We start from the raw sequence: 13,881 nt of genomic DNA, 5'->3' as shown, positions 1-13,881 counted from the left end.
GCAATATGGATATTTTAATTGGACTCCAGTGGGGAGATGAAGGAAAAGGAAAAATCATTGATCTGATCAGCCGTGATTATGACATTATCGCCCGGTTTAATGGTGGGGCAAACGCGGGGCATAGCATTTACCATAAAGGCAAACGTGTCACACTCAAACTGCTGCCCTCAGGAATCTTTTATCCCCATATCAAAAATATCATCGGTACCGGTGTGGTCATCGATGCTTTGGCACTTCGGGCGGAAGTGGAACAGCTTCAAGCCGATCTGTCTGATGCCGATTTAATCCATCGGATTATCCTATCAGCAAAGGCCCATCTTGTATTACCTACCTACAGGTACTGGGATATGTATTTCGAAGAATCCCCACAATACCGTACTATCGGAACAACAAAAAATGGCATTGCCCCCACCTATTCCAATAAAATACTCCGACACAATGTACGTGTTGGTGATATACTCTCCAACAATTTCGAAGCAGACGTGTTCCAGATCCTAAAAAAGCAGCACCTTGAGCTGCAAGCTCTGGGGCAGGATATTCCGGCAGTACAAGAATTATTTGATAATTTTCTGAACGCATGTAATTTTTTAAAAAAGCTACAGATTACGGATACCGAAATTATCATCAATGAAGCACTCAGCAACAATAAAAAAGTATTGGCTGAAGGTGCTCAGGCCACTTTATTGGACATTGATCATGGTAGCTACCCCTATGTCACCTCCTCAAATACCATTGCCTCCGCAGCATGTGTAGGTTTGGGTGTGTCGCCCAGACTAGTTGATAAGATCTATGGAGTTACCAAGGCCTATTGCACACGTGTGGGAAACGGTCTATTTCCAACAGAGCTAACAGGCCCCCTTGCTGATGAACTACGTGAAAAAGGAGGCGAATTTGGATCCAACACCAAACGACCCCGGAGGGTGGGCTGGCTAGACCTTCCTGCATTAAAATATGCGGTCATGTTAAACGGCGTGACCGATCTTGTCCTGACAAAGGCTGACATTTTAAACGGCATGTCCGAAGTACCGATTTGCACAGCCTATGAGATAAATGGCAACACAAAAACCTTAGCCGCTCCATCTTTTGTGGACGATGCTGCGCGGCCAGTCTGGAAATTTTTTGACGGGTGGGATACACCCCTGAATAAAATCAACCAGCAGGCACAAGTTCCGAAAGAACTGAAACTATTTATCTCCTTTTTGGAAGAGGAGTTAAAGATCTCCGTAAAATATCTATCCACTGGACCGCAACGGGAAGAAATGATTATCTTAGGTAATTAATGCACGTATTATGGAGCAGCTTTTAGCCTATATCCGAAAATTTGGTCAACTTGATAAGCGGGAGGAAGGCCTGATCAGGCAGGCCTTTGAGAAGAAGACTACTCCAAAAGCGACCTATTTTGTCGCCTGTGGAAAGGTTACCAATAGTATAGCTTTTGTAGAAAGCGGTGTATTTCGTTCCCTTTATTACAATAATAAAGGCGACGATTTTACAAGATACTTTATCTACGAAGGCCGATTTATCGGCGATTTTCAAAGTTTTCTGGACCGTACTCCGTCCAACGATTATATCGAATCCATAACAGATGCACAGCTATGGAGCCTTGATATCCATAATTTTCTGCTGTTGGAAAAAGAGATCAAAATCTGGCCCTTACTGATGGCTAAGCTGTACGGTTTTGTCATTGAAAGCAAGTTAAAAACAGCAAATACGATGATGAATCTCGACGCCAGAGAGCGCTATCTGCTGTTTCTAAAGCTCTATCCCGGGCTGGCAAACCGAGTGCCTTTAGCGATGCTGGCTTCCTATCTGGGCATTACCGCTTCATCCTTAAGCCGCATCCGAAAAAATATCGTATAAAGGATACTATTCATAGCGGGCCAACATCCGCCGTGAAGCCGGCGGGCTGTCACGGAACCATACATCAAACTGTGGTTTTGCGATATGAAATGTCAGTTATTACCTCATTTAATCTACCATCTGTATAGCAAGCGCGTTGTAAAAACGTTGTCTTTGAGATCATCAGAAAAATTCGGCAAACTAGTCGCCTCATTGGTTACATGCTCGTTATAGACGGTAAGTTTCAGACGATTGCTGATCTGATAAGCAACACCGTAACCCAATGTACTGAATTTTACATCTCCATCGGCCGTAAAATTATCAGGCATTCCGATGGTCATTCCGCTTGCCTTTGTATTGGGATCATACACATCGTAAGCTAACAAAGCTGTCACACCTGTTTTTGCGATTTCCTGCGTAAACCAAAGGTAATAACCGTTAAATTTCCGTTGGTACAAATCCGTTGTCGGCTGTGTCGTAAAACTTCTGCTGGCATACGGGCCTTTGATATCCGCCCCTCCTGCGACACCGGGCTGGTCGCCAGCGACATATTCTGTTTTGAAGCTGGATTTTCCAAAGCTGTTGTCCAGTTCAATCTGTAAGTTTGCCCCATAGTAATTTCTGCCAATTCCTTTGCCTTCATTCTCATCGCTGGTATGCGCAATATAACCGGCTCCATTAGAGGTATAATAAGTCTTTGTGTCGTTACGGACAGATCCTTTATAGAAAGAGCCCCCAAAACCAAGGTGCAATCTCTCATCGGCAAGACTATCGAATTTAAAAGCTAAGTTTCCGATCAGATCTTTTTTGGAATCATAGTCTTTTGCTGAGTGTCCACTTCCATTTACCAGGGCGAGGTCTAAATTCAAGAATTTCACTTTACCCCCAGGGTGATAGCTGACCATCCCGCCAAGATCACGCTCCCGTGGCATTAAAGTTTGAAAAACACGTGCTCTTTCCGGGAAATCACGATAACCTGAGGAGTAAACGATGGAATAACCAAAGGGTCTGTTGAAGAGACCGGCTGTAAGACTTAAGCCTTTCTGATCAGGATGTCTCAATTGGATAAAAGCATCCATTAACTGCACGCCGTCCTGAGTCGCATCGAGTTGGAATACAATACTTGAATAGGTATCCACCCGGTCGATCTTAAGGCGGCCACGTCGGATCATAAAACGATTGTCCGAGTTCTTGGAAAAATCACCACCGGAGAACGAAGTTATTCCTGGAGATTGCGCCTTTTGAAACTGTGTCTGAAGGTACCCTGTGATTTTGATATCGTGTGGATCATAACTTGAGGGCGCATTGTTATTTTGCGCCATGGCTACTGCCGGACCGATCAGAGTTGCGAGTAAAAGTGCTTTTTTCATTGAATAACTTTTTTGTAGCAATGGATATCATCAGAACTTGCGAACATGTCTATAAACAGATCTTATGTCCAGATGGTTCATTGGTATTATAATAATCTCTAATATAATGAATGAATCTTAAGAGGATTACAGGTTCTGATTAAATATTATAAGTCCTCTTATTTCAATGCCGTAAAAATAGATTCTCAATGTTAAGTTAGTATTAATAAATTGTTAGACTATTAATTTGTACACATAAAATTAATGATTTGGTAATAATACATCAAGATTAAATAGCCACAAAACATAATTGCCATCCCTTTTGATAAGGGATGGCAATTATTATTACAAAACAAAGGAATATTAGTATCCAGGATTTTGAACAAGATTAGGATTCTGTTGAACCTCAGCTTGCGGAAATGGTAATACGACAGTAGTTGCGCCCCATTTCTGTTCTTTGGCAGTTCCATGAGCAGGAATATCTCTCCCTGTTCTTAGGAATTCAAATGTTCCATGTCCTTCAAAAGCTAATTCGATTCTTCTTTCTTGTAAAATTTTTGAAATCAACTCACTTTTGGCGGAAGCAACTATAGAAGTTGAAGCATCAGATCTATGTCGTACTTGATTTACTATAGTAAGCGCCTCTGCACTAACAGAAGTTCCTGAAGCAAGATTTGCCAAAGCTTCTGCTTTTGTCAACAATACTTCACTATATCTCATCACAGGAGCCCAGTCTCCTATTGTGGTAAACTTTCCATTCCAGAAAGCGCCATCTTCATCTACAATTAGATCTTTCCTTCTTAAATCATTAGTAGTCATTAGATTAACAAAATCAGGACTTGCTTGAATATCCCCTCTTAATCCAGGAGAATAATGTTGTCCTAAAGCATGATTTGTATTCGGATTATCCGAACCATTATGCGCAACGGAGAAAATACTTTCCGGAGTTGTATATTTAGTAAAAATGTCTTTTGGAGACACTTCCAAAGAGTATTTACTAGAAGAAATTACCTTGTTAGCAAACTCCAATGCTTTAGTATAATCCTGTTTATATAAATAAACTCTAGCTAACAAAGCATCAACAGCACCCTTTGTAGCCCGCCCTACATCCGAAATGCTTCTAGTATTAGTAGCTTCTGGCAATGAAGGATATGCCTCTTCTAAATCTTTAATAATTTGGTCATAAACTTCTTTAACCGTATTACGAGGGATTCTGTTCGAAGGATCAAAGGGTTTATCAGAAACTGCTAGAACCAACGGCACACCTAAATGCGAGCCATCAGCAGTAAATTTATAAGGCTGAGCCCAAAGGTTTATCAAGTAAAAGTAACTTAATGCACGAATAAATTTTGCTTCGGCTTTATATTTCGCCTCGTCTTCTGGCGAAGCTATACCTGAATAGATTGCAATATTTTTTAGAAATAAATTTGCTTCGTTAATCGTTCTATACCCACCAATGAATGCGTCTTCAACTATTAGATCATCAGATCGCAATAACGAGAAATTAGGAATATTTCCAAAATTGGAAGGGACTCCGCAGTCAATACCTCTTATATCAGAATATATCAACACTCTTCCACCCAAAAACTCTCTATTTTGCAATGCATCATACATTCCAATTGCCGTTTTGGCGATTCTATCTGCAGAAGCAAAAGCCTCTGCAGGATCCAACTGTGCATAAGGACTTTCAAATAATTGTTTCTCACACGAAACAAACAAGGACCCAAATGCTATTGATCCCATCAAAATATATTTAAATTTTAACATAACTCAGATTTTAAAGTGAAACATTTAATCCAAATGTATACGTTCTTGGTTGCGGAACAGCTCTACTATCAACACCAATAGCAATATTTGAATTATTTCTATTAGAATTAACTTCTGGATCTTGACCCTTATAGCCTGTTATAATAAAAGGATTATAAACCTGAGCGAATAGCCTTAATCTACTAATTCCGATACGTGATAAAGTTGCTCCACCGAAATTATAACCCAAACTAATTGTTCTTACCCTCAAAAAGTCGCCTTTTTCTAAAAATTTATCAGAGGCAGAGTTCGCCTGATTATCAGTCAACACCACTCTCGCAACGTCTGTTTTCTGTCCAGGGGTAGTCCACCTATCCAAAATTTCCGTACTATTGTTTACAAAGAAATTTGAAAGTAATGCAGCTCTGGTAGAATTGTAGATATAAAATCCACCAGTATAAACCATAGAAACACCAAAATCAAAATTCTTATATGTAAAATTATTGTCGATACCTCCATAATACTTAGGTAAACCTGATTTGTCTGTGTAAACAGCATCAGCCCCTGTCATTGCGGTTGTTGCTTTCCCATCTTGCGTCCAAGACTGAGTATCTGGATTATACATCTTTACTGCTCCATCAGCTGTATACCAAGTTGGATTTCCAGTCTGTTCATCAACTCCAGCCCAACGTCTTAATTTATAGGTACCTAAAGACCTACCAACGCTTGCAACAGAATTACCTTCAATAATATCTACACCTTCAGTGATCAAATCTTTAACTTTATTGCTAATCGCTGTAAAATTAAATGAAGTATTCCAAGTGAAATTCTCTTTTTCGATGGTTTTCATATTAAAAGTGAACTCGACCCCTTTATTGACCATTGAACCAATATTCATGAATATCGAGCCTGCTTCACTTACTTCAGATGAAGGTACCCCTGTAGTATACAATGGTTTTGCTTGTAAAATTAGGCCAGAAATATTGTTGTTAAAATAATCGATTACAAAATTATATCGATTATTCATTATATTAAAGTCAATACCAATATCCAGCTTTTCTGAAGTTTCCCATTTTAAATCTGGAGTTCCAACTTGGTAAGCAGAGTAGCCGTTTAAGCTAGCATAGGATCCACCTTGGTATAAATCTCTTGAAGCATAGGATCCAATCCCCCTAGAATTACCAACTTTACCATAACTCGCTCTCAATTTTGCATAGGAAATCCAATCAACTGATTTCAAGAAATCCTCTTCTGATGCTACCCAACCCAACGATGCAGATGGAAAGTATCCCCATTTTGAGTTCTTACCAAATGCTGAAAATGCATCAGCACGTATGGCTAAATCAATTAAATACTTATTTTTGAATCCATACCCAACCCTTGAGAAATAAGACTCTAAACCATTAGAGAAAACCGTTCCCCCAGTCATACCCATTACATCATCTGTACCAGGAGCGACGCTTGTAAATGTTCCGTCAATAATATCGGTAAAGTATTCGTCACTAATATTACTAGCTCCGGCATAAACTTGCTTTTCTTTTGTAAACTGATATTCTGTCCCTAATGTTACAGACAATCGATGATCTTCATAAAAGGTCTTATCATAATTGATATAATTTTGCCATACCCATTGATTTCTATTTCTAAAATTATCCTGAATTAATCCTAAATAAGCTGTTCCAAGTCCACCAATGTTAGGGTGGCTGTATTGATGTTCATAGTTATTCAAATAATCTATACCAAACTTACTCGTCACTCGTAGACCCTGGACCGGTTGAACTTCGATATAACCATTAGCCAATATCTGCTCTGGAGTGTTCTGATTTAATTGCTTGTCCAACGTAGCAATTGGATTCGCTATATTTCCTCCTGTGACACTTGAATTGTTTATTTGATTTAGATTCTTTCCAAACCCCAAGTATCCAGATCCACTCAGATTGTACCCAATGATATTGTTTGGGTTTCTAATCGCAACATTTGGAAATGCATTTAATGCTGCAACGGTTGCCCCCGCAATATATCGATCTGTTAAAACCCCATCATTCACAGTTTTAGAATACGATAGTGAAATCCCACTCTTCAACCATTTGGTCGGTTTAATATCACCATTTAACCTAACTTGACCTGATTTCAACTCGTTTTTATAAATGATGCCTTTTTGATTCAAATATCGAGCAGACCCATAGAAATTTCCTTTATCATTTCCAGAAGATATCGAGACAGAATTATCATAGCCAATACCAGTTCTATAAACTTCGTCTAACCAATTTGTTCGATCATTTACACCGTCTCCATCAATATCACTTTCTTTCGCTATAACGTTTACAACACCCTTATAGCGCGGTGCCGCATTTTTTGCCTTTTCATTACTGATTTCTATAAACTGATCTCCATCCAACAGATCTATTAACTTCGAAGGCCTACTTGAGGTAATCTTGGATTCAAAACTAATATTTGAAACTCCATTAGCAGCTCGAGATCCATAAAGAACCGCAGCAGCCGCATCTTTTAAAACTTCTATGGACTCAATATCATTACTGTTAATTAAGGCCATTGGATTAAAACGAGTCCCGTCACCGCTATTAAATGTATTCACATTTTCAACAGCGTTCATTGGAACACCATCGATTACATATAAAGGAAGCGAGCTTGATGAAATTGAATTAACACCTCGAATTCTAACAGACATTCCATCTCCCAATGTACCTCCTGTTGAACCAATTTGCACACCGGCCATTTTTCCAGACATTGCTTGTTCAAAACTTAATGTTGGTTCTGCTGCAATTTTATCGCCTTTTATAGTACCTTGTGAACCTGTCAAATCTTTTATCTGCCGTTGTCCATAACCGGTGATCACAACCTCTTCCAATTCTCTATTAGAATCGTCTAAAGTCACATTAAAAGCAGACTGTCCTTCTTTTACAATTAAAGTTTTGTCTGCGAATCCAACTGAACGAAATACAATGACTTTTCCTGTTGGCACAGATAATGAATAATTACCATTCGCATCTGTTTGGGTAGCTACATTTGATCCTTGAACAGCAATCGTCACACCCGCTAATGGTTTACCATCAGCTCCAGTAACACGACCACTTACTTTCTTCTCCTGAGCAAACGCGACAGAAGTTAGGATCATACTACCCACGAAAAAACTGAGTAATTTGTGTTTCATATGTTTACGTTTATTTAAATAAGTATGTTTATTTTTTTATAAAATAATCTGGCTAGTATTTATTAAAACTTTCCATAATTCATATATGCTAGTTAGTTGCCATCTTCCCCAAGTGGCGGAGCCCGCTTGTTAAAAAATGTTAAATACAAAATTATAACTTTTTTTAACATTTGCAATGCATGCATAATTTTGTGATAACATTAAGCTAAAGAAAAAATAACAAACATCTAATAATCAGCAAATTATTTTCTTTAAAATTCTTTAAAAAAGAAAATAATTGTAAAGAAAATATACTCAATTCATTGAAATATAATAAAGCACAAATATAAAAGGGCTGTATCATTTTTTGATACAGCCCTTAAGAGCTTTTATAGAGGTAATAATTCTAACTCTTACATCCCCCACCAAACCGCAACATCCATCGGAATGTTTTTCGCATTTGGATTATATAGTGTAGTTGTTTGTGGAAACGGATAACGCTTTGGAATAATTGACAATGTTGCTCCAACACTTTGTGGTCTTGGTGTTAATGCTGGAATTCCAGTTCGTCTATAATCATTATATGGTTCAATTCCCTGATTATAGAGGGCAACCCATTTCTCCGTTAAGATATCTGTCTTAGTAGCGGTTGTATAATTTGCGACGGCATCAGCAGATTCTGCTCCATCTGTCACATAAGCTACGTTCGCCTTAATGGCCTCATTTAATAGTGTAGCCGCATTTCCTCCCTGCCGTTGTTTTACTTCGGCCTCTATAAATTTAGCTTCATAGTAGGTAACAATTGGAAAATTGTGATCTCCAGCAAAAAAAGATCCAATAATACTGATATCCGGATTAATATTTTCATCCATTATATTACCACCGATAAATTTATCTTCAGAATTTGGAGACAAGAAATAAGTTAATCTCGGATCCTTTTTTGCAACCAAGCGATCCACAAATAACTTATTTGAACCTAAATACCCTCCTCTTGAATCCTCGAAAGCTCCCCATTGATTTTGACTGTTTTGGTCATGTGGTGCTAACATATTTTCCGCGTTAGAAGAAATTCCTTTCGCTAGATACTCCAATACTTTAGTTTCTGTCCCTGAAACCTTGCTGGAAGTACGGTTAAGAAAACGTGCTCTCAACGTATAAGCAGCTTTAATCCATTTTGCGTTATCTCCTTTAAATATTAAATCTTCATTTTCAGGCAAATAATAGTTTTTATCTTTGGATACGCTAAGATCTGCAATTGCCTCCCCTAAAAGATTATCAATCGCTTTGTAAATATCCTGTTGTGTATCCAATTTCGGGGTTTTGTTACCACTTGTCCATTGAAAAGCTTCTGAATAAGGTACATCGCCCCAAAGGTCTGTAGCAAAACTAAGGTTAAGCGCCATTAAAACCTTGCCCATTCCACTATAATGTGGACTTTTTGTTTCAGCAATATTTGCTTTGTCAATCATCAATTTCAGATTGTACATGGTATTCGCGTATAATCCGATCCAAACATTATCAAAGTCGCCTTGAGTGATCCGATAATTCTGAACATCAGCATATTGCGCATTTAAGCCTGCCGAATGCTGCACCATAATGCTGCTCATCCTGGACAAATCTCCTTCCACATTCTGAAATGTATTTACCTCTGAAGCGGTTAACAACGAAGGTAAGTTTCCTTCTAAAGGATTATTGGGACTTATATATAAATCGTCACCTGTCTTACAACCAACAATAGCTGTAAAACATAAGGCATATAATAATTTCACTTTATTTTTCATGTTATGAATATTGTTTAATTAAAAACCAACTCTAAAATTAATCGAATAAGACTTTGTTCCCGGGTTATTAAAGAAATCATACCCCGCAAAATTTTGATCGGAACCGGTCAAACTCGTTTCGGGATCAATCCCTTTATATTTTGTAATTAAGATCGGATTTCTGAGATTGACCCCCACTTGTATATACTGGATTGCTTTGGAAACTTTATTAAAGCGATAATTAAGATCAATCGAGCGCAATCTTGCCCATGTACCATCTTGAATGGATACTTCCGAAGATGAATTTCCTAAGTAATTTTTAAAATAATTAAATGCTGTTAGTTCCGTTGTATTTTTCTGTCCCTCGTTTGAACCGCTACCGTAGACTCCATCTATCACGTATTTTCGTTCACGATCTTCAGTTATAGCCGCCTTACCTCGATTAATCAATACAGCGTTTGTGCCACCCCATAATTTTCCACCTTTTCTAAAATCCCATAGGAATGAGAATGACCAATTTTTATAAGAAAACTCATTGTTAATATTCATTAACCATTTCGGTATAGTACTTCCAACGTTACCCAAATCAGATTCATACATAGGAAGGCCACTATTGGGATCTATTAATACCTGCCCCTGTGCATTTCGTTGAAATTTTTGCGCATAGATCACACCAAATGGCTGTCCTACGATTGCAAAAGATTGCGGTGAAGAAAAAGCATCACCAATAGACAGCTTATCTACTCCAGGAGCTAACTCTGTTACCTCATTGGAATTTTTGGACCAGTTTAAAGTAGCATTCCAGTTAAAATTTTCAGATTTAACAACATGGCCGTTTAAAGTCAGTTCGATACCACTATTTTTCATTTTACCAAAATTATTATAGTAGTATGCAAATCCGCTTGTCGGATCTACGGGCATAGAAATCAAAAGATTAGACGCCCGTTGTTGATAATAAGTAAAATCAAAGCCGAGACGATTATTCAGGAATTTCATTTCCAAACCTGCCTCATAACCGACATTTCTTTCGGGTTTCAAATTTTCTGCGATAAATTCATTTGAAATAGCGAAACCTAATTGTCCTTGATATGGAAAGGAATAACCATTTGTCATACCATCAGCAATAAGCGGCGATGTAAAATACGTTCTGTCAGAATAGGGTTTAGGCGATATACCCACATTTGAGTAGGCTAAACGAACCTTACCAAAGTTGACAATCTCAGAATCTTTAAATAAATCTGAGAAAACATAAGAGATATCAGCTTTCGGGTAAAAGAATCCTTTTGCATTCCGGCCAAAGGTGGTAGACCATTCATTCCGACCTGTCAACGTCAAAAATAAAATGTTTCTATAATCAAAAGTAGCATCTAGAAAAATCGCTTTGCTATTTCTGTATTCTTCAGAATTACTGGCATAAAGGGTTCTAGCATTATTTAAATTGTAATAATCTGGAATAAGTAAGTTTTTCCCTCTTGCGAAATTAGCGATACTTTGAACATAGTTAAAGTTTCCACCTAACAAACCTGATACTGAGAAATCCTCTGAAATCTTCTTATTAAATTTCAACAATAGATCGGTATAGATATTGCGATAATTAACATTTGTTCGCTTGATTTCACCCCATCCAGCTGAATCATCATCACCATTAGAACCAATTGTATAAATCTGGTTGCCATTCGTTGCATAACTGTCTAATCCAGTTTTCCATGAGACAGAAAAAACATCATTTAATTTAATGTCCGCATAAACATTTCCAAGAAAACGATTATTCTCTTCTTTATAGGGGTTACGTTCGGTAGAAAAATAGGGATTATCGTAACTCGCAAAATATGTTTTCTGTACACCCAACTCATCTTTATAATCTTTCAAATTAAAATCTACAGGGGAGCGCAAGAGAGCGAGCATGACCCCTGCAATATTACTACCGTTTTGTGCAGCGCGTGTATTGGCTGTTGTGAAGCTAAAATTTCCACCTACAGTAATTCGATCATTTAATTTAGATTCAGCGTTTAATCTGGAAGTATAACGATTATAGCTTGTGTGAGGTATGATACCCGTATTATTTGTCGATCCTACAGAGAAGCGCATTGTGGTTTTTTCACCACCTGAAGTAATTGCTAAATTATTATTGAAAACGTTTCCGTTTTTGAAAAAATCTTCCACATTGTTATAAATAGGTTTTCCCGCCGCAATCAAATTCTCCCCCCAGCTATCCGCTGTACGGTCGGTATAGGTTCCACCACTTCCCTGTCCATATTTCTTTTGAAATTCAGGCAATTTATTGACCTTTTGCATTTCGTAGCTCGAGGAGAAAGTAATACCAAGACCAGAACCCAGTTTACCTTTTTTTGTGGTATAAATAACGGCACCATTACCTGCTGCCTGACCATATAGGGCTGCCGCCGCAGGGCCTTTTAATATGGTTACCGTTTCGATATCATCTGGATTGATATCCAGTGCCCTATTCGCAACCTGTACTCCCGAAAGACTTTGGTTATAGGGATCATCACCGGCCTTTGTATTGTTCAAGCCATTGTCAATAGGAACCCCATCCACGACGATAAGTGGTTGGTTATCTCCCGTGAATGACGCCGCTCCGCGTAAAACTATTTTTGAAGAAGCTCCAGGGGTACCTGCTGATGAAGTAATCTGGACACCAGAGGCTTTTGCCGCTAGCCCCTGAATAATATTCGCTTCACCAGACTTCACCAAGTCATCCCCACTTACTTTAGATGTGGAGTAACCGATGCCTCGAGAACTTTTAGAAATTCCCAATGCAGTTACTACAACCTCTTCTAATGCATTATCTTTATTGTCCAACACCATGTTAAAAGATGTTTGGCCTTCTTTTACGATCAATGTTTTATCTGCAAAACCTACAGAGCGAAAAACAATGACTTTACCGGTTGGTACCGTCAGTGTATAGTTTCCGTTCGCATCTGTGGAAGTCGCTACATTTGATCCTTGTACGGCAATAGTTACTCCGACCAATGGTTTGCCATCGGCACCTGTAACACGACCACTGACTTTCTTTTCTTGCGCAAACGCAACAGAAGTCAAGATCATACTACCCACAAAAAAGCTGAGTAATGTCTGTTTCATATAATTTATGTTTATAAAAATGTGTTTATAATCTTAGCAAGCCGGATAGCACGGGCCATTTACCGCTTAAATAAGTTGTTAGTTAGTAATGTATTTTTAACAAAATTTTATTCTGTTAAAAAATGTTAAAGGCAAATTTATAACATTTTTTATCTTTTGCAATGCATGCATAGTTTTAAAGATGAAACTTTGTAAAAAAAACAATTAAAACACTATAAATGAGTTTATTATTTTCTTTAAAAATACAAAAAATCGTAACATGACCTTACAATAATTAGTTCATCAACATACTAAAAGGTACCACAGTAAATTATGTATTCAAGTAAGGACAATTGTAAATCTTGCAATTTTTAAGAGGCTTTCTTGTAAATAACTTATGGACAAGTTCGCCCCAAGTTCGCCCTCTTCCCGACTTGTAAAAAACATACAGGTACATTGAAAGCACCTTAGAAAGTGGACGCAAGGCGGACTTACTGTACACTCGAACCGCTTAAAGGGCGAACTTGTTAATAACTTGGTCTTAATTTATCCCCATCAAAGGGCTCTATCAGCCGAAGCTAGACTACCCAATCCCACAATAATCCATTTCTTATTTTAATTTTCTATCTTTTTCAACTAATAATCGCATTGCAACCCTATCACGTTTATCCTCAGGACAGAAGCTGATCATCCCTTTCTCTTCATGCAGCAGCACACCTGCCTGGCGGATAGCACTGTATACTTCTTCCTTGCCGCTCTGATAACAGATCGCTGCCGAAATGTGCTTGTCCTTTGGAATACATTCCCATCTTTTAATCGTAAACCCTTCCCAGCGGCTCATTTCATCTACAAAGGCCCACAAAGGCATGTTTCTATAAATCCGGATTTTTCGGGTCCACATCTTGGCTTCTTTGAAATCCTGATTTGCCACATAGCTCATCGTATCACGCGGAGG

7 protein-coding genes and 1 pseudogene are annotated in these 13,881 nt (G+C 38.2%); 2 read left to right on the top strand and 6 right to left on the bottom strand.

Annotated features, from left to right (window positions below; all coding sequences use genetic code 11):
- Window positions 1–5: 5 nt before the first annotated feature.
- Window positions 6–1,280 (top strand): adenylosuccinate synthase, encoded by a 1,275-nt coding sequence (locus D7322_RS21770; protein WP_121126322.1) that lies wholly within the window; start codon window positions 6–8, stop codon window positions 1,278–1,280.
- 10 nt (window positions 1,281–1,290) lie between these two features.
- Window positions 1,291–1,860 carry a Crp/Fnr family transcriptional regulator gene (locus tag D7322_RS21765; RefSeq protein WP_121126321.1) on the top strand — a complete coding sequence of 190 codons (570 nt, stop codon included), beginning with the start codon at window positions 1,291–1,293 and terminating at the stop codon, window positions 1,858–1,860.
- A 113-nt stretch (window positions 1,861–1,973) separates the two neighbouring features.
- On the opposite strand, the gene D7322_RS21760 is transcribed toward D7322_RS21765, so the two are convergent.
- The 6 genes and pseudogenes from D7322_RS21760 to D7322_RS28565 form a co-directional block, all read right to left on the bottom strand.
- On the bottom strand, window positions 1,974–3,209 hold the full coding sequence (locus tag D7322_RS21760) for a porin (protein ID WP_121126320.1): 1,236 nt from the start codon (window positions 3,207–3,209) through the stop codon (window positions 1,974–1,976).
- A gap of 342 nt (window positions 3,210–3,551) precedes the next feature.
- Complete coding sequence (locus D7322_RS21755) at window positions 3,552–4,955, bottom strand: RagB/SusD family nutrient uptake outer membrane protein (protein WP_121126319.1); 1,404 nt, start codon at window positions 4,953–4,955, stop codon at window positions 3,552–3,554.
- A gap of 10 nt (window positions 4,956–4,965) precedes the next feature.
- Window positions 4,966–8,106 carry a SusC/RagA family TonB-linked outer membrane protein gene (locus D7322_RS21750; RefSeq protein ID WP_121126318.1) on the bottom strand — a complete coding sequence of 1,047 codons (3,141 nt, stop codon included), beginning with the start codon at window positions 8,104–8,106 and terminating at the stop codon, window positions 4,966–4,968.
- 392 nt (window positions 8,107–8,498) lie between these two features.
- Window positions 8,499–9,866 carry a SusD/RagB family nutrient-binding outer membrane lipoprotein gene (locus D7322_RS21745; RefSeq protein ID WP_121126317.1) on the bottom strand — a complete coding sequence of 456 codons (1,368 nt, stop codon included), beginning with the start codon at window positions 9,864–9,866 and terminating at the stop codon, window positions 8,499–8,501.
- Between the two features lie 18 nt (window positions 9,867–9,884).
- Window positions 9,885–12,947, bottom strand: coding sequence for a SusC/RagA family TonB-linked outer membrane protein (locus D7322_RS21740; RefSeq protein ID WP_121126316.1), 3,063 nt, complete (start codon window positions 12,945–12,947; stop codon window positions 9,885–9,887).
- Between the two features lie 589 nt (window positions 12,948–13,536).
- Window positions 13,537–13,881: pseudogene (locus tag D7322_RS28565) on the bottom strand (hypothetical protein); the annotation flags it as partial.

Origin of the sequence: Sphingobacterium puteale (assembly GCF_003627955.1) — a bacterium.
In the GTDB taxonomy this organism is placed as follows: Bacteria; Bacteroidota; Bacteroidia; order Sphingobacteriales; family Sphingobacteriaceae; genus Sphingobacterium; species Sphingobacterium puteale.
Note: the sequence above shows the minus strand (reverse complement) of the source record. Positions and strands in the feature narration are given on the sequence as shown.

Bases quoted from the DNA above. Each gene is read 5' to 3' on its own strand.
- D7322_RS21750 (WP_121126318.1), bottom strand. From the start codon at position 8,106: ATGAAACACAAATTACTCAGTTTTTTCGTGGGTAGTATGATCCTAACT.
- D7322_RS21740 (WP_121126316.1), bottom strand. From the start codon at position 12,947: ATGAAACAGACATTACTCAGCTTTTTTGTGGGTAGTATGATCTTGACT.
- D7322_RS21770 (WP_121126322.1), top strand. From the start codon at position 6: ATGGATATTTTAATTGGACTCCAGTGGGGAGATGAAGGAAAAGGAAAA.
- D7322_RS21755 (WP_121126319.1), bottom strand. From the start codon at position 4,955: ATGTTAAAATTTAAATATATTTTGATGGGATCAATAGCATTTGGGTCC.
- D7322_RS21745 (WP_121126317.1), bottom strand. From the start codon at position 9,866: ATGAAAAATAAAGTGAAATTATTATATGCCTTATGTTTTACAGCTATT.
- D7322_RS21765 (WP_121126321.1), top strand. From the start codon at position 1,291: ATGGAGCAGCTTTTAGCCTATATCCGAAAATTTGGTCAACTTGATAAG.
- D7322_RS21760 (WP_121126320.1), bottom strand. From the start codon at position 3,209: ATGAAAAAAGCACTTTTACTCGCAACTCTGATCGGTCCGGCAGTAGCC.